General features: G+C 41.7%; 21 protein-coding genes and 1 pseudogene. 4 read left to right on the top strand and 18 right to left on the bottom strand.

All coding sequences use genetic code 11. The features are described from left to right. Positions 1–3 precede the first annotated feature (3 nt). Positions 4–1581 carry a gamma-glutamyltransferase gene (gene ggt / locus NSQ16_RS18780; protein WP_230488602.1) on the bottom strand — a complete coding sequence of 526 codons (1578 nt, stop codon included), beginning with the start codon at positions 1579–1581 and terminating at the stop codon, positions 4–6. 213 nt (positions 1582–1794) lie between these two features. On the opposite strand from ggt, the gene chrS reads away from it, so the two are divergent. Genes chrS through chrA form a run of 3 tightly spaced genes read left to right on the top strand, consistent with a single transcriptional unit; the run spans position 1795 to position 3411 of the window. After that, positions 1795–2271 carry a chromate efflux transcriptional regulator ChrS gene (gene chrS, locus NSQ16_RS18785; RefSeq protein WP_014478181.1) on the top strand — a complete coding sequence of 159 codons (477 nt, stop codon included), beginning with the start codon at positions 1795–1797 and terminating at the stop codon, positions 2269–2271. A 13-nt stretch (positions 2272–2284) separates the two neighbouring features. Further along, the gene (gene chrB / locus NSQ16_RS18790) at positions 2285–2878 is read left to right on the top strand and encodes a chromate efflux transporter subunit ChrB (protein ID WP_015251064.1); all 594 of its coding nucleotides are present in this window, start codon (positions 2285–2287) and stop codon (positions 2876–2878) included. Next, the gene (gene chrA, locus NSQ16_RS18795) at positions 2875–3411 is read left to right on the top strand and encodes a chromate resistance efflux protein ChrA (RefSeq protein WP_029726023.1); all 537 of its coding nucleotides are present in this window, start codon (positions 2875–2877) and stop codon (positions 3409–3411) included. Before chrB ends, chrA begins: the two co-directional genes overlap by 4 nt. A 26-nt stretch (positions 3412–3437) precedes the next feature. Here the strand turns inward: chrA and NSQ16_RS18800 are convergent, their stop codons facing one another. Both NSQ16_RS18800 and NSQ16_RS18805 read right to left on the bottom strand, forming a co-directional pair. Beyond that, positions 3438–3659, bottom strand: coding sequence for a hypothetical protein (locus tag NSQ16_RS18800; RefSeq protein ID WP_015251062.1), 222 nt, complete (start codon positions 3657–3659; stop codon positions 3438–3440). Beyond that, the gene (locus tag NSQ16_RS18805) at positions 3656–4201 is read right to left on the bottom strand and encodes a flavodoxin family protein (RefSeq protein ID WP_230488601.1); all 546 of its coding nucleotides are present in this window, start codon (positions 4199–4201) and stop codon (positions 3656–3658) included. Before NSQ16_RS18805 ends, NSQ16_RS18800 begins: the two co-directional genes overlap by 4 nt. Before the next feature lie 122 nt (positions 4202–4323). On the opposite strand from NSQ16_RS18805, the gene NSQ16_RS18810 reads away from it, so the two are divergent. Further along, positions 4324–5205 carry a LysR family transcriptional regulator gene (locus NSQ16_RS18810; RefSeq protein ID WP_086344401.1) on the top strand — a complete coding sequence of 294 codons (882 nt, stop codon included), beginning with the start codon at positions 4324–4326 and terminating at the stop codon, positions 5203–5205. A gap of 86 nt (positions 5206–5291) precedes the next feature. On the opposite strand, the gene NSQ16_RS18815 is transcribed toward NSQ16_RS18810, so the two are convergent. The 15 genes and pseudogenes from NSQ16_RS18815 to uglF all read right to left on the bottom strand — a co-directional run bounded on the left by NSQ16_RS18815 (position 5292) and on the right by uglF (position 15722). Further along, a complete protein-coding gene (locus tag NSQ16_RS18815) occupies positions 5292–6008 on the bottom strand; it encodes an endonuclease V (RefSeq protein ID WP_230488600.1) in 717 nt (238 codons plus the stop codon). A gap of 110 nt (positions 6009–6118) precedes the next feature. After that, on the bottom strand, positions 6119–6769 hold the full coding sequence (locus tag NSQ16_RS18820) for a hypothetical protein (RefSeq protein ID WP_230488599.1): 651 nt from the start codon (positions 6767–6769) through the stop codon (positions 6119–6121). Between the two features lie 76 nt (positions 6770–6845). Next, complete coding sequence (locus tag NSQ16_RS18825; RefSeq protein ID WP_230488598.1) at positions 6846–7397, bottom strand: hypothetical protein; 552 nt, start codon at positions 7395–7397, stop codon at positions 6846–6848. 35 nt (positions 7398–7432) lie between these two features. Continuing rightward, on the bottom strand, positions 7433–7801 hold the full coding sequence (locus NSQ16_RS18830) for a hypothetical protein (protein WP_029726028.1): 369 nt from the start codon (positions 7799–7801) through the stop codon (positions 7433–7435). 338 nt (positions 7802–8139) lie between these two features. Then, the gene (locus tag NSQ16_RS18835; protein ID WP_021480770.1) at positions 8140–8604 is read right to left on the bottom strand and encodes a hypothetical protein; all 465 of its coding nucleotides are present in this window, start codon (positions 8602–8604) and stop codon (positions 8140–8142) included. A 2-nt stretch (positions 8605–8606) separates the two neighbouring features. Further along, on the bottom strand, positions 8607–9062 hold the full coding sequence (locus NSQ16_RS18840) for a hypothetical protein (protein WP_339232744.1): 456 nt from the start codon (positions 9060–9062) through the stop codon (positions 8607–8609). After that, positions 9054–9620: pseudogene (locus NSQ16_RS18845) on the bottom strand (transposase); the annotation flags it as partial. The pseudogene NSQ16_RS18845 and the gene NSQ16_RS18840, both read right to left, overlap by 9 nt. 131 nt (positions 9621–9751) lie before the next feature. Then, positions 9752–9961, bottom strand: a complete 210-nt coding sequence (locus NSQ16_RS18850; protein WP_021480772.1) for a hypothetical protein — start codon at positions 9959–9961, stop codon at positions 9752–9754. 13 nt (positions 9962–9974) lie between these two features. Beyond that, positions 9975–10493, bottom strand: coding sequence for a hypothetical protein (locus tag NSQ16_RS18855; protein ID WP_038429753.1), 519 nt, complete (start codon positions 10491–10493; stop codon positions 9975–9977). A 7-nt stretch (positions 10494–10500) separates the two neighbouring features. Then, positions 10501–12312 carry a T7SS effector LXG polymorphic toxin gene (locus NSQ16_RS18860; RefSeq protein WP_339232391.1) on the bottom strand — a complete coding sequence of 604 codons (1812 nt, stop codon included), beginning with the start codon at positions 12310–12312 and terminating at the stop codon, positions 10501–10503. Positions 12313–12330: 18 nt separating this feature from the next. Next, positions 12331–12591, bottom strand: coding sequence for a YwqI/YxiC family protein (locus NSQ16_RS18865; protein WP_003227825.1), 261 nt, complete (start codon positions 12589–12591; stop codon positions 12331–12333). Between the two features lie 9 nt (positions 12592–12600). Further along, positions 12601–13023, bottom strand: a complete 423-nt coding sequence (locus NSQ16_RS18870) for a DUF5082 family protein (protein ID WP_010332155.1) — start codon at positions 13021–13023, stop codon at positions 12601–12603. 216 nt (positions 13024–13239) lie between these two features. After that, positions 13240–13365, bottom strand: coding sequence for a hypothetical protein (locus NSQ16_RS18875; RefSeq protein ID WP_128992287.1), 126 nt, complete (start codon positions 13363–13365; stop codon positions 13240–13242). A gap of 49 nt (positions 13366–13414) precedes the next feature. Next, entirely contained in the window at positions 13415–14200 is a 786-nt protein-coding gene (locus NSQ16_RS18880; protein WP_339232392.1) for a YwqG family protein, read from the bottom strand. 199 nt (positions 14201–14399) lie between these two features. Further along, positions 14400–15722: a UDP-glucose 6-dehydrogenase UglF gene (gene uglF, locus NSQ16_RS18885; RefSeq protein ID WP_339232393.1), complete on the bottom strand. Its 1323-nt coding sequence runs from the start codon at positions 15720–15722 to the stop codon at positions 14400–14402. Between the last annotated feature and the right edge of the window lie 58 nt (positions 15723–15780).

Consider the following 15780-nt stretch of genomic DNA (forward strand, 5'->3'; position numbering starts at 1 on the left):
TATTTAAATCCCCACAGCCGCTCCGTCTCCCCGAGGATCGGCTCCGCCTTGGAGAAAGCCTTCTTCATCAACTTTGATTGCAGCCGCTTGTCCCATCAGCGGATCATAGTCACCGACAACCTCCACGAGATGCCTGCTGTCTTTCAGTTTTTGGATTGTTTTGTCTGTGAATCTGCCCTCGACTCTGAGACCTTCGTATTCCTCTCCCCACGTTCTGCCCCATACCCAGCGCGGTTCGCTGATTGCCTGCTGTGGATGCATTCCGTAGTCCAGCATTCGGGTAATGATGGCCGTCTGAGTCTGCGGCTGGCCTTCGCCGCCTTGTGTGCCGTACAGAATTTTTGGCTTTCCGCCTTTACAGACCATAGCCGGCATCAACGTATGGAAGGTGCGCTTTCTCGGTTCAAGCGTGTTGACATGATTTTCATCCAGTGAGAAAAATGATCCGCGGTTTTGCAGTAATATGCCTGTATCACCGGCAGTGACTGCCGAGCCAAATTCAAAGTACAGGCTTTGAATGAATGACACTGCGTTGCCATCCGCATCGATTACGGCCGCATATGCCGTATCACTTCCCACCGGCCTGCTTTCTGCCGGTACTGCGAGATAGCCGATTTCTTCTGCCAATTGTTTTGCATAACGTTTGTCCAAAAGCCTTTCAAGCGGAATGTCTGCAAACGCCGGATCAGTCAAGACGGCATCCCGATCTAGAAAACTCTTTTTCAATGCCTCCACAAGCACGTGATAATACTCAAATGAACCGTGTTCGATTTGGGTGAAATCATAGTTTTCCAAAATGTTCAGTGTTAATAAACCGGTAAATCCCTGAGAATTCGGCGGCGCCTGATACACACTGTATCCTCGATAATCACTTGATACAGGCGCTGCCCACTCACCCCGATGCGCTTTAAAATCATCGATTGTCATGTAACTGCCGTTATTCTGTAAATGTGAGACAATCCGCTGAGCGAGATCTCCTTCATAAAATGCGCTTCTTCCTTTTTCAGCAATCAAGTTCAGACTGTCTGCAAGCTCTTTTTGCACAAACCGCTCTCCCGGGACAGGTGCTTTGCCCCTTCTCGTGAAGATGTCAGCCGTGTAAGGCGTGGTAGCCAGCAATTCAATATTCTTTTCTGTGTGACGACACTGATCTGCTGATACAGGAAACCCATTTTGGGCATAATCGCGTGCGGGCTCCAATACATCTGCAAGAGACAGACGCCCGTACTCCTTCAGGACCGCATCCCAGCTATCAACCATTCCCGGCACGGTAATGGCACTGTCAATTCCCCGCAGCGGAATCGCGCTTTTTCCCTTATATACATCTCTCGTTACGTTTTTTCCTGAACGGCCGCTGCCATTGTAGACTTTTACTGCCTTTGTTTCCTGGTGAAAGGTCAGCCAAAAGGAATCCCCGCCAAGTCCGGTCATATGCGGATACACAACCGCAAGACAAGCACTCACCGCAACAGCAGCGTCAAACGCGTTGCCTCCCTTGTCTAGTATGCGGTTTCCGGCTTGAGAAGCGAGGTAATGCGGACTGACGACCATTTGCTTTGTACCGATGACAGATCTGTTCATCACAAGTCCCCTTTTTTAAGAAATTTTCTTCAGTATAGGGAGCCTGATTTTTCACATCTACTGATCCGGCAGAAAAACTGACGAACTTTCTTCTTTTCGCAAATAACAAGATATTTTCGCATTCATTTCGAAAACAAATGAAAAATTATTATTTCGATACGTAACTTTTATGATAAAATGATTGCTAAAAGGCTACGAAAGCAGGTGGAGCAATTGAGTCATGAATATCAAATCCCCAACCTTGTACTTGATGAGACTGATAAACAAATTCTCACGATTTTGCATGAAGAAGGCAGAATTTCTTATACGGATCTTGGCAAAAGAGTCGATTTGTCACGGGTCGCCGTCCAGGCCCGTATCAACCAATTAATTGAAGCCGGTGTTATTGAAAAATTCACCGCTGTCATCAATCCCGCTAAAATCGGCATTCATGTTTCCGTGTTTTTCAATGTCGAGGTAGAACCGCAATTTTTAGAAGAGGTCGCTCTTAAGCTTGAGGAAGAGCCTGCGGTCACCAGCCTTTATCACATGACAGGCCCGAGCAAGCTGCATATGCATGGGATCTTTGCCAACGATCAAGAAATGGAAGAATTCTTAACAAAACGGCTGTATCCATTGCGAGGCGTCGTCAGTGTTGATTGCCAGATGCTGATCAAACGATACAAAAGCCGTATGGGAATGAAGCTGTAAAGGAGAGAAACGAATGAAAAACCATCCTTATCGGGATATGACGGCCGCAATGGTTCGCACCGGCATATTAGGGTTCGGCGGCGGACCTTCCGTGATTCCGCTGATCCGCCATGAAGCGGTCAATAAATATAAATGGATTGACGATGATGAATTCGGAGAAATATTAGCAATCGCTAATGCGCTTCCCGGACCGATTGCCACCAAAATGGCTGCTTATCTGGGCTTTAAGCTAAAAGGCACATTAGGTGCAGTTGTGGCGACCCTCGCCCACATTCTGCCTACATGTCTTGCGATGGTGGGCTTGTTTGCGGCTGTAAATGTGTTAAGCCATTCAGCAATTGTTGCAGGTATGATCGGTGCCGTCACGCCGGTAATTGCGGTAATGCTCGGAATCATGGCGTACGAGTTTGGCCAAAAAGCGCTTAAAGGTTTCGGCTGGGTTACCGGCATCCTGTTTTTTATCATCGCTTTTATCGGCCTGCAAACTTTACAAATTAATCCCGGCCTTGTCATTATCATTTTCTTAGCGTACGGGGCGTTTCATTTTAAACTGAAAGACAAAATCACAAATAAACATTCAAAAGATAAAGGAATGTCAGCCTCATGATATCGATCTATTTATTTATGGCGTTTTTTATCGCAAACCTACTGGGATATGGCGGCGGACCTGCGTCTATCCCGCTAATGTTTGAAGAAGTTGTAAACAGATATAGCTGGCTCTCAAACGATCAATTCTCAAATATGCTCGCACTTGCGAACGCTTTGCCGGGCCCGATCGCCACGAAAATCGCTGCGTATGTCGGCTACAGCGCAGGCGGGTGGCCCGGCTTCCTAATTGCCCTGATCGCAACCGTCGTACCATCGGCGCTCGCATTGATCGTCCTGCTGCGCATCATCCAGCGCTTCCGCCAATCACCTGTCATCAAAGGCATGACGCTGTCCGTCCAGCCTGTCATCGCGGTCATGATGCTCATTCTTACCTGGCAAATCAGCGCAGACGGCATCAAAGCGATCGGCTGGATCCAATCGATCGTGATTGCGGGAATTTCGCTCCTTGCCATGACAAAATTCAAAATGCATCCGGCATTTTTGATTATCGCGGCGTTTTTATATGGGGGCCTTGTGATCCCTCATTTATAGAAAAAAGCACCTGGACAGGTGCTTTTTTATTTTGGCCCAGAAATGCCGTTTGATATGACAGCTGTTTCTTCTCCTGCGTCACTCTTGATGATGTGCTTGACTTGCAGCGTGGTTCCTGCCATTCTCACAGATTGCTTCAACTCGGACGAATTGGTTTCAACTTGTATCCAAACAGGAGGCTGGACCTTCCAAAATAAATAGAGTGCAAGAATCATCAAGCCAGCAATGACCGACAGCAAAAACTTCATATCGCATCGCTTCTTTTCAGTAAGCGGCCCGCAGCGGACAGCGCCTGATGATCACGAAGAATATCGCCTGGACGATTGCCTTCTCCCAGCACATAGCCTTTAAAGGAAATTCCCATAAAATGAAAAATATGTTCGAATTGCTGAATCAGCGGCAGCCCTTTTATTTTTGGATTGTCTCCGCCCACTGCTATTACATATGCCTGTTTCACTGACATATGCTGTTTAAAATCAGGAAATCTCGGATCTCTCAACGTCTGTGACCAGCGATCAATAAACAGCTTTAATGTCCCTGACATGCCAAACCAATAAATTGGGGTGACGAATACAAGAATATCGCACGGCAATATCCGCTCAATGATAGAATCGTAGTCATCTTGAACAGGACGAAAGCCGCCTTGGGCGTGACGCAGATCTTCAATTGGCTGAATTCGATATTTCTGCAAATAAATGTGCTCCGTATCGAATCCTTGAACAGCCTTCTCCGCAAGAACATCCGTATTTCCGCCAGACCGAGTTCCGCCGTTAATAACCGCAATTTTCATGATGCATCTGCTCCTTTGTTTACGAATGATTTTCTTCATCTTATAATGGATTCATCAATCAATACAGATGATTATTTCGATTAATCCAATCGCTAAAACCGATTTAGAAAGGAAGAGAACAAGTGGAATTGAAGCAGCTGATCACCTTTATTACGGCGGCAGAACATGTAAACTTCACCCTAACCGCCAAAATGCTTAATTATGCACAATCAAGCGTTACCTCTCAGATCAAATCACTTGAAGAAGAAATTGGGACGCCTTTATTTGAACGGCTCGGCAAGCGGCTTATCTTGACAGAAGCAGGAAAAACGTTCAAATCTTATGCACAGAAGATCATTGCGTTAACAGAAGAAGCGAAAATGGCCGCAAATCAAGTAAGAGAAACAACCGGAACCTTAAAAATCGGGGCGACAGAAAGCCAGTGCACATACCGCCTGCCCCCTATCATAAAAGAATTTAAACAGGCTTTTCCCCAAGTAAAGCTCATATTCAAACCATATATCTCCAATGAACAAGCGAAAGAACAGCTCTTACAGGGCCAGCTTGATATCACCTTCATCTTGGATGTAAACCGGATGGAAGACGCACTGCACGTTGAATCTTTGATTCAGGATGAGATCAAAATGGTGGCTGCTAATGACCATCCTTTTCCTGCGGATTTACCAATAACATTGAAGGATCTTCAAAACGAAACTCTTCTGCTGACAGAGGACGGCTGCTCGTACCGCACGCTCTTTGAGAACAATTTGCATGACTCCGGTGTCTATCCTAACAAATTGGAATTCGTCAGCATAGAAGCCATCAAACAATGCGTGATGGCCGGACTTGGGATTGGAATCTTGCCTGAAATGACAGTAAAAGATGATATTGCAGCAGGCCGGATGAAAGAACTCAATTGGCAGAGCGATTGCCCCGTTTTCACTCAATTAGCATGGCATAAGGACAAATGGATGTCTGCGCCATTAAAGGCTTTTATCGATTTGACACGGAAAACATTCAAATAAAACCTCTCCACAAGGACGACAAGGTTTTTGAGACCAGGAAAGCACACACATACAAAAAAACACTTGATGACTTAGAGCCCCAAGTGTTACATGTGATTTTTCTGATAAAACGTTCGCAAAACATGCGTTTCAAGGTCAGCCAGGCGGACAGGGATTGGCAATCTGCTTTCTTGATTGATCAAGCTCATCGTGATCTGATAGCTGCTGTCTAAATCAATATAATTACCGCAAGACAAGAAAATAGGCTTCACGTCCCCCCGCGTTCGCAGCGCCCGGCCATATACCTCGCCGTCAATGAGAATATCGGTGTATGCACCGACTTCATTTTCAGGCATCACGAAATCATAGCCTTTGATTTTGAGATAGGTTTTCGCAATCCCAATCGTCGGCTTGCCCAGAAAAAAAGCCGCATGGGTGGCAACGCCCATATGATTGTAATGCAGATATCCGTTGCCATCAAACAAGAAGACATCCGGCTCCGTCTCCAGCTTTTTCGCCGCCTCGATGATCAAAGGCAGCTCACGAAACGCAAGAAAACCGGAAACATACGGCACGATGATTCTCCCCATGCTGTGCACTTTTTCAATGACTTCTTTTGTATCAGCGTCAATCACGATAATACAGCACACCCCATACGGTTCTCCATCCTGCTCCCAATAGGCCAGGTCAACGCCTGCGCAGGTGTTGATGGAGTTGGGATGGATCGTGTGGGATAGGTTGATACGATTTCTAAGGGATTGTTGTGTTTGAACAAAATCCGATTCATCTTTTAGATGAAAATCGTGAATTTTATGTATTTTCATTTCACTTGTTTTCCTCTCTTCGCGCTCAATTGTCCTGCTTGTCGATTCTAGCAATGACACCAAATTATATCATTGAAAAAAGCAGATAGTATAATCTGCTTTTTTTATTACTATTCATTTTTCATTTCTTTCATAAAAATATAATCCAATTGTTTAATTAATTCTTTAAGTTCAGTACACATAATATCCTCTAAAGGATTTTCCCAATCTTCGTTTTTTATCAGTTCAATCCCATAGCTTCCGGCTGGATCACCTTCTGGGTACCACCCTACGTCAAGCAGCAAATTTTTTGTCTTATGAGAAATCTGCAGGAGATCTTGATTAAAGTCAAATAACCAAGCATCATCATTTGCCTCTAGCGTCTTAGGATCAGTATCTTTTAATGTAATATAATCAACAGTCCAACCAGCCGGTATCTTTAGCCTTAAAAAATTGGGAATCTGTTGGCTTAGTGGCTGCAAACCCTCTAAAACCCCGCTTCCCACACTCCAGATTTGATATTCTAACTCTTCTAATAATTGTTCTATCTCATTAAAAGACTCATCTTCATAAATCTTATCTGTTTTTAAGCCAGCTACATTGATATGGTATTGATTATTTTCATAACTTACCTTAATAAAGGCCTTACGTTTTTCATTTTGCAGTATTAGTAATTCATATTTTTCTTGCATTCTTTTTTCTGAACATAAATTGTTCAGTACTACAGACCAGCCATTGCAGATTTTTAATGGCTGCAGTTGAGAAATATGGTCTCTGCCCATCCCGCTTCTCCTTGCACTCCATATTGTTATACTATCTATAAAAAAACATGCCGATGACAACACGGCAAGTTTTTAACTATAGCAATTCTAATACATCAGTAAACAAGGCATCTCCTAATGTTAATCTCCTGTTGAAAGGCTGTATATGCGGCAATTCACTCCACTCATACACAGTATCGTAGTAATCATATAAATAACTGAGTTCAATAAACCCTTTCTCTTGCATTATTTTATTAATATAGTTCGTTCCCTGAATGAATTCTAAAGATTCAGCGGTACCTACAATGTCATAAGCGCCATCGATTAAATCGTGTCTTAGGGAATAACTATAATCTAATACATAAACAGGAACCAATTTAGATACTTTCATATTGATTTGCTGTTCTAAATGAAAACCATTTTCCCCAGAAAGATCTTGCAAATGGATATCAATTTCTCCTGAAGGATTGTTTAAATCTCTAACTTCAATTTTTTTCAAACCTTTTATTTGATTAAATTCATCAGGTACTTTTATTTTCTCTGCGCATTTGTTCTTGTACCATTCGCCTAATTCCCTATTCATAAATAGACGATAAAGCAACTCACCAATTTCAGGATATTCATTAATAAACCTGATTCCATGTTCCATAAATAGTAACCATTCCATCCATTAATTAAGAATCATTAAACTTCATTCCACCAAGTAGTTGTTACTTGTTTTAAATGATATTCAATATATAAAATCACTTTTTTATAGTCATCTGATGAAAATTCTTTAATAGGATCTTCCCAATCATTATCTTTGACTAGTAAAACCAGATAATTACCTTCAGGAGAAATGTCAGGAACCCAGCCTAAATCAAGCGTTATTGAGGATTGTTCATGATAAAGCTGCAACAAACTGTCTGTGAACAAAAACCAGGAATCATCATTCGGTTCTAATGTTCTAGGATCTATTTCAACAAAATGATTATAATTTACTTTCCAACCTTGTGTTATTCTTAAGGGATGTATATTAGCTTTTGGAACATCTAATTTAACATGTTTTCTCATTTATATAACCTCTTTAGAGAGCCGTTATTCTTAAAGTCTGTTTTTAGATAACTTGTCAACCAACTATTTGAGTGGGAGACCTGAAAGGTGAAAATGTAGATTATGGATAATATTTACTTAGCTGTACAAACTTCATTTTACAAGGCTGCCTCTTGCATCTATATTCATCTTACTAATTATCTTATAGATCAGTTTCAATGCAAAAATCTTAAGTATAAAAAACCTCGAGAGGCAAGCGCCAATCGAGGGAAGGTTAGTTTTTTTCTACTTACTTGTAAAAGGATTAAAACTGATATTCTTCCAGAAAAACGTTATGAGAACATTAGCTGCATCTCACATTATCTTTCCTCTCTGCACAAGTGATTATATTCACCAAATTTAGGGAAATCATCCCAGTTGCTCTTAAGGTTGTCGCTAGTCTCACGCTCTTCGACCGAACCGGTCTTGAAATCTGTCTTCTCCATTGCTATATGACCATCTTCGCGAAAGCCTATAATCAAACTGCTAACTTCATTATCAGTTGCATCATCATATTCCCAATACATTGCTGTTCTTAAGAAGATTTTACCATCACTTATAACTTCAAAATCATAATTTAGATACTTACGAGTCAAGTCATCATAAAAACCCACTGAAACCCATTCATTTGTTACATTTACAACATATTTAGGTTTTTCGCCTTCGGTTAATACCGCAGTATATGGTTCATGTTTTTGGTGATGTAAGTATGCGGTACAATCATCAAGAATATTCCAAGGCTGTTTTTTTATGTCCGACCATTCATCACAATAATAAACTTTCATAGTCAATTATACACCTTCCCATTTATATCCCTAATAATAATCCTATTTTTTGTTGCTTCATCAAGAATTTTTTGTGGAATAGCTTTATTTTGAACAGGTACTTCTAATATCAATTCACCTTTCAGTCGTCCGCCTTTAAGAGCTTTTGGATTAAAAGGATCATTTGATATTTTAGACCCTGAAGAATATTTTTTAGTAATCTCGTTCAAGTAACTCAGTGCTGTCTTTTCTTGAACGTCACTAAGTTGAGTATACTTCCTGGAAATAACTATCTCCTTATTTGGAGAATATGAATCAACTACGTACTTTTTGCCGCCTGCTTCTTTTGCTTCTAGCTCTACTTCATTATAAGGGTAACGGGGGCGATTTTCCTTATTGAAATTATTTCCTGCTTCCCACCGTTCTTTAAGCCAAGACGGTAATGGATTCTTATTAGATGACTTACCCGTACCCTTAATACCTTTACCACTACTAACCATCTTCACAATCCCAAGATCCTTAACAGCCGTCTTTTCCACATCTACACGTACTGCCGGGATTCCGAATGTGAAGCCCTCCGGAGTTACTGGGCGTTCTGCGTATACGCGGACGTTTGTTGGGACTTTGAATTGTTTTACTTATTCTAGTGTTTTGTTTGCTTTTTGGACTTTTGAATGGGTTGCAAGCGGGATGCCTTTATCAATATGTTTCGCCAATGCACCAGCACCAACCAAGCTCAATGCCGCTTCCAGCGCACCCGTTTTCCGCTTCTCCTCAGACACTTTGTTTCCGAACATATCCCGTCCTGTGACGGCTTCTGAGAATCCGTTTGACGCTACAAGGCCGTATGCACCCATTTCTGTCATTTTGAGAATGTCTAAGGATTTGCCTGTTTTGTAGGCGTCTAAAGCGTGTTCAGCCGCGATAGCTGCTTTTCCGGTTTTGTAGATGGCTTTTCCGCCTTTGAAGGCCCGGCCTGCCCAGCCGACGACTGGTATATATCCCACGGCTGCCATGGTGCCGACTGTGACGCGTTCAAAGCCTATACTTATTTACGCTATATAAAACAGTGGACAACAATCTAATAAAAAAACCTTGAAAGGCTTCAGTGCCAATCAAGGTAGAAAATCAAACCAACTCGAAGCGTTTATTTGTTTTTAATAATGCCTTAAGATTTTTTAACAATACTATTAATTCCTTCAAATATAATATCTCTCATAACTTCATTATTACTGTTATAATTTCTTTCATTTCTAATTTTATTAAAAACCTGCTTTATAACCCCATCAATCATTATTGTTAATCCTTCTATATCTTCTTCACTCCCCTCCTTTTTAAAACTTTCATTTATTATTACCAAGCTATCATCTTTTGACATTTTATTTTCTCCTTTACTCTCTTTCTTTCTCATTAAAAACTTTGTCTATATAATTTACATCATCAAAAATCCAGTATCTATCCTCTTCAGGAATATAACTAGTAAAGTCTTCCCGAACCCCTGTCCAATTATTAGGAACATAATTTTCAAAAGGTAATAACTCAGGATACAGCGAAAGAAGCATTTTTTGATTAAAGTCTATATATAATGATGGCCTTAATTCTAGAATAGTACTTTCATAATCCTGATGTTCAACTAACTTCTTTAATTCTGAAGACGGGATAATATAGTCAGTATATTCTTTTAAATAAAGACGATAATTATCTTCATTTACAACTGAAATGTTATTTCTTAGAGAAAGAGCAAAGTCCATATCAAAACTAAACCCGTTTTTTTCATAGGCTTCTTTATATTTCACGATATCTAGTATCCAAACATCTCTTTCTGTTAGATACCATGAGAATTGAGAAGAAGTCTTTACCCCGACTATTATATTTTGGGCATACTCCGGTTTTAATAACAACGAAAACACCACTTTCTCATTCTATTTTTTTGGCTGAATGCCCATATTCCTCTAACCACTCTATCCATGGTTCCGCCGGAAGTTCATAACTAACTCCCGGTGTCGTAGGATCAACAAGCTTTGGAGCAGTTCTCCCCTGGTTACGAGGGTTTTTAGTATATCCATACTGATCAATTACTGTCTCCTTGATTAAATCATCAACCTCTTTAGGTACCTTAAATTCTACAATTTCTCCGCCTGGTCTTGCTACATCTCGATAATATTTAGCGTGTTCTAAATTGTAAGCACTTATGTTTAAATCAGCATTTTTAATAGGAATAACAATGCTTCCATCACTATTTACTTTAATTCTATACTGACTTGTTTTATTTCCCGCTCCTCCGCCTTGAACTCTGTAATAACTTACTGATTGTTCGACAGGATCGACAGATTTTTTACTTGATTGTAACTTATCATTATTTACTTTCTTCGTATATAATTGTTTCTTCTCTGGCTTTAAGTCAAATGTATGGCCAGTCGAAGTAACAATCTGTTCTTTATTTATATGACCACTTTGCTTAATTTTAGAAAAAGAATAACTCTTATCAAGATTTCTTCCCATCGATAGCGTATTGTCAACCGACTTCGCCAATGCACCAGCACCAACCAAGCTCAATGCCGCTTCCAGCGCACCCGTTTTCCGCTTCTCCTCAGACACTTTGTTTCCAAACATATCCCGTCCCGTGACGGCTTCTGAGAATCCGTTTGACGCAACAAGGCCGTATGCGCCCATTTCTGTCATTTTGAGAATGTCTAAGGATTTGCCTGTTTTGTAGGCATCTAAAGCGTGTTCAGCCGCGATAGCAGCTTTTCCGGTTTTGTAGATGGCTTTTCCGCCTTTGAAGGCGCGGCCTGCCCAGCCGACGACTGGTATAAATCCGGCTGCGGTCATAGCTCCTGCTGTCACACGTTCTGCGGTGGAGAGTTTTTCTCCGGTAACCGGATCAACGCCTTCAGTTGCTCTTTTATAATCATAATAGCCAGTGACTTCTCCAGTAAAGTTGCAAACTCCATCCCATGTTTTTTCGTACCATGGTTTGTTTGCTTCTTCCTCGGCTTTTTCCTGGAGACGTCTTGCTTCTGCTTGCTGGGATTTTGCATCGATATAGGTTGTTCCTTGATTTTCTACTTCAATCACGCTTTTGTAAACTTCATTGCTGTGGAAGGCTTTTTTGTCATAGTACATAGGGGATGCGCTCTTCCCATTGCTGGTGGCCTGCATGAGAACAGAATATTTGGTGAGCACTGCGTTGTCCAGAGATTCTAAATTTTGATATTCAGTGGTCAGGGATTCATCAAGCTTATCGACAGCTGTGATCGTGTCACGTCTGACTTTTTGGGCATCGCCCATCTTATCTGCATACTCGTCAAGCGTGTACATGTCGAGGTCAATAATATCGCTGATGCCTGACAAAATAGAATCGATTTCTTCTTTATGAGCGGAGACTATCTCTGAGGCTTTCAGGTCTCCATTGGGCAGCTCATGATCCAAAAATGAAGTTTCCACATATGAATCATTCAGTTCTTGATCTTTAATATCGCCTGAAATGCCGTTTAAAAATGCAATTTGAGCAGAGACAAGCGTCAGCCAGCTGTCGACGATTTCCGCCTGTCCCTGAAAGAAATCTTTAATATTGTCCGCGCCTTTTCCTTTAAAATTATCGCCTAAATCTGCAACTCCCTGAAACGCTTTTTTCAGCGTATTCAGCTGCTCTTCAAGCGTCTCATATTGCTTTTTTCTGCTCTTCGCTTCTTCGATTAAAGATTTTGATTCAAATACTTTACTCATCGCACTGCCCTTTCTGTTCTATTTTACCGCTATCGCCTCGTCCTGCTCTTTAAGTGAATCTACGTTATCCTTTGTATCCTCGATATTTTTCTGTACCGCTTTTTTGTAATCACCGAGCATGGTTTTGATGTTCTCCTCACGCTCATGATATTTTTTCGTATAATCGAGTTTATTTTTTCCATTGGACCCCGCGGCGCCGATTGATACGTCAGCAAGCGCATCTTTGACAGAATCCAATGTTTTGATGACTGTGTCGTACTTCAGCTTAATTTCTGACATAAAAAAAGATCACCACCATTTTAGTTTACTAATTTGTCTTCCTGCTTCTTCTACGAAATCTTCTCCTTTAGCAAGAAGGTCGCCTGCGGCATTCGCTGCACTTTTTGTCAAATTAAGCTCAAATTTCTCTGTCTCAAGCCAGAATATTTTGCTTTGAATCGAAGCCATATACTCGTTATATTTATCATTCACAATCTTAGATGCTTCCGATTTCGCCTCTTCTCTTCCCTTGTCGAAATCATCGGCTTTTGTTCCCGTCCAATGCTTGCCCAATTCCGGTTTCACAATTTCTTTGATTTCAGTGATTGCCTCTTCTTGCAGTGTGTCTATGTCCTTTTTTGCTTTTTTCAGCTTTTCGATCTTGTCTTCCACGTCGGAAATTTTTCCGTTGAGCGAACTTTTGATATCCGCTAGCATACTTTCATAACCCATCTGAATCACCTCTTAATACTCAAAAAGTCGTATGGAGGGGCTGATGAAGATAGACTTTTCCATACTTTATTTCCATATATTATATTTTAAAATAGCCAGAAGGCGGCTTAAATAGGGTAAATGGCTTAATTTAGGCATATAACGCTCTTGAAATGTAGGTATTTGATCTTGTTTTCGTTCGTTATACAGCTAATAAAAGCGTTTTATAAAATGAAATCACCTAATGTCATAGTTATAAAGGCACTTGAAAGAGGCAGATGTGGTTGATCTGCCTCTTTCGGCGCTGAGCTTATTGTTCATGTTTATGTTCTTCATCTGGTCGGCCACGTCTGATTTTGTCATTTGGCTTCTATTATTCCCCGCTTCTGACCCTTTGGATCAAAAGCTTGTATTAGCTGCAGTCCCAGTTGTACAGAACGTTTGAAAAGTCTTTTTTCCTTAGATCGTCAGGTGTGATGAAAAAATTGACGATGCCGACGTCTCCCCACATTGAATCGATATCATCGTCTGAATCAATTTGTAAAAGCATGATGGTGTGTTCTTTATATGCGTATTCCCGTGGATCATGCTGGGTAAAAGAAGCGTATCCGCCGATTTTATGGCCAAATCCGTTTTCAGCCAGTTCATTATAAGTGTCTTCTTCATCCTCGTCGAACTGGCCAAAGAACTCCATTGTTTCCATGCCTGTATACTGCTCAAATTGAAAATCTGTAGGCAGCACCCATTCCGAAGATTTCACAGGCTCGACTGCCGCTTCTGATAAAATCGGAAAATCACATTCGCCTGTGCCAATAAATGAAAAATCAGAAACAAGCTCGTCTTCGTTTTCTATGATATTTTCAAAATAGATCACTCTGAAATCCTTTTGTTCACATCGATCGTCAAAATTCAATCCATAGACGTCATCATGAACAGAAATGTAGAACTGCAGGATACCTGAAGAAGGGTAGCCGTCAAGCTGGGGAATGTGTGAGAAATTAATCTGTGCCAGAAGCTTCATCGGCTCTCCATTTTCATCAGTCGGGTATGTTTCATGCTTGGGGAAATAGGGATCACCGGCAATTTTGCTGTCATATCGTCCTGTTTTCCCTTTTCGGACATTCAATTTCACGTATTCTTTCGCTGATTTCTCCAGCAAGTCGCGGTACGGTCTCATTTTTTCGGGCAGATGATTCATCAGATTCTCTCCTTTTCCGGCATCTCCAAGGTTTTATTTTCTGGTTTTCTTCGTTTCTTCTAATGTTTTTCAAACGATTGTTTAAAGAAGCCCTACTTCTGTATAATTTTCCAAACAATAGTTAAATAGTAGCAAATGTATTCAGCACCCCGCAATAGATGAAAAAAAGACTGGTGCGCAACCAGCCTTTCTTTTTCAACTATTGAATTGCACCTGACGGAACAACCGCCTTCCGTCCGACAGAATAATACTCCACTCCTGCAGCCAAAGCCTCATCCAATGTGTAGCAGTTTCTGCCGTCAAATATGAGCGGCGTTTCCATCAAATCCTGATAAGCCGCTAACGGGAATTGTTTAATGTCAGCCCAGTCGGTTAAAATCATGACGGCGTCAGAACCTTTGACAGCTTCCTCGATCGTCTCTTTATATTCAACAGCTTGCGGGAGAACATGCTTTGCATGGCTAACTGCAATGGGATCGTAGGCTCTGATACGGGCGTCGAGCGCAGCGAGACGGTCTGCAATAACAATTGACGGCGCTTCCCTCATATCGTCCGTATTCGGTTTAAATGACAGGCCTAAAAGGGCAATCGTTTTTCCCGTCACCCCGCCGAGCCTGTTCAGCGCTTTATCAACCAGCATCGCCTGCTGATTGTTGTTGACTTTGATAACCGATTTCAGCAGTTCAAAATCATGCTCGACATTGCCGGCAATTTGCACGAGGGCGTTTGTGTCCTTTGGAAAACAAGAGCCGCCGTAGCCTATGCCCGCTTTCAAAAACTGGCTCCCGATCCGCTTATCCTGTCCCATCCCGTATGCGACTGCTTCAATATCGGCGCCGACCTTTTCACATATATTCGAAATTTCGTTTATAAAACTGATCTTAGTGGCCAGAAAAGCATTTGAGGCATATTTGATCATCTCGGCGCTTCTGATATCCGTTTGGTAAATCGGGATTTGAAACGGACGGAAGAGCTCCTCCAGCGTATTTGCTGTTTTCTCATCGGCCGTCCCGATCACGATCCTGTCACCATGAAAGGTGTCATAGATCGCCGACCCCTCACGCAAAAATTCCGGATTGGATGCGACCGAAATACTGACAGGCTCCGCTAGATGTTCAGTGATCAGTCCATTAATCAAATCGTTTGTCCCAACGGGCACTGTGCTTTTCGTTACCACGACTGTATCTCGTTTGACATGCTTTGCGATGCGTTTGGCCGCATCTGTAATTTGCTCCAGATTGGCGTGCCCGTCGCTTTTCTGCGGTGTGCCGACCGCTATAAAAATGATGTCTGCCTGTGCCAAGCCTGTCTCATAGCTCGTTTCAAAGTTCAGCCGTCCATCAGCTGTATTTTTTCTCATCAGCTCTTCAAGACCTGGTTCAAATATGGGGGAAATGCCCTTTCTCATTTCATCAATCTTGTGAGCGTCAATATCAATGCAGGTTACATGATGTCCAATCTCAGAAAGAGAAACACCTGTCACAAGACCGACATAGCCTGTTCCGATGACTGTTATATTCATTGTTTCCCTCCAACAGTTAAATTGCTGCTTTGCAGCTTCCGTAATATCGTATGAGAAC

This window comes from Bacillus sp. PS108 (assembly GCF_037963335.1).
In the GTDB taxonomy this organism is placed as follows: domain Bacteria; phylum Bacillota; class Bacilli; order Bacillales; family Bacillaceae; genus Bacillus; species Bacillus subtilis.

Coding starts and splice junctions, on each gene's coding strand:
- NSQ16_RS18865 (WP_003227825.1), bottom strand. CDS start 12,591: ATGTCAGAAATTAAGCTGAAGTACGACACAGTCATCAAAACATTGGAT.
- NSQ16_RS18825 (WP_230488598.1), bottom strand. CDS start 7,397: ATGGAACATGGAATCAGGTTTATTAATGAATATCCTGAAATTGGTGAG.
- NSQ16_RS18835 (WP_021480770.1), bottom strand. CDS start 8,604: ATGAAAGTTTATTATTGTGATGAATGGTCGGACATAAAAAAACAGCCT.
- chrB (WP_015251064.1), top strand. CDS start 2,285: ATGAAAAACCATCCTTATCGGGATATGACGGCCGCAATGGTTCGCACC.
- ggt (WP_230488602.1), bottom strand. CDS start 1,581: ATGAACAGATCTGTCATCGGTACAAAGCAAATGGTCGTCAGTCCGCAT.
- uglF (WP_339232393.1), bottom strand. CDS start 15,722: ATGAATATAACAGTCATCGGAACAGGCTATGTCGGTCTTGTGACAGGT.
- NSQ16_RS18800 (WP_015251062.1), bottom strand. CDS start 3,659: ATGAAGTTTTTGCTGTCGGTCATTGCTGGCTTGATGATTCTTGCACTC.
- NSQ16_RS18820 (WP_230488599.1), bottom strand. CDS start 6,769: ATGGGCAGAGACCATATTTCTCAACTGCAGCCATTAAAAATCTGCAAT.
- NSQ16_RS18830 (WP_029726028.1), bottom strand. CDS start 7,801: ATGAGAAAACATGTTAAATTAGATGTTCCAAAAGCTAATATACATCCC.
- NSQ16_RS18815 (WP_230488600.1), bottom strand. CDS start 6,008: ATGAAAATACATAAAATTCACGATTTTCATCTAAAAGATGAATCGGAT.
- NSQ16_RS18850 (WP_021480772.1), bottom strand. CDS start 9,961: ATGTCAAAAGATGATAGCTTGGTAATAATAAATGAAAGTTTTAAAAAG.
- NSQ16_RS18880 (WP_339232392.1), bottom strand. CDS start 14,200: ATGAATCATCTGCCCGAAAAAATGAGACCGTACCGCGACTTGCTGGAG.
- NSQ16_RS18860 (WP_339232391.1), bottom strand. CDS start 12,312: ATGAGTAAAGTATTTGAATCAAAATCTTTAATCGAAGAAGCGAAGAGC.
- NSQ16_RS18875 (WP_128992287.1), bottom strand. CDS start 13,365: ATGACAAAATCAGACGTGGCCGACCAGATGAAGAACATAAACATGAAC.
- NSQ16_RS18805 (WP_230488601.1), bottom strand. CDS start 4,201: ATGAAAATTGCGGTTATTAACGGCGGAACTCGGTCTGGCGGAAATACG.
- chrA (WP_029726023.1), top strand. CDS start 2,875: ATGATATCGATCTATTTATTTATGGCGTTTTTTATCGCAAACCTACTG.
- NSQ16_RS18870 (WP_010332155.1), bottom strand. CDS start 13,023: ATGGGTTATGAAAGTATGCTAGCGGATATCAAAAGTTCGCTCAACGGA.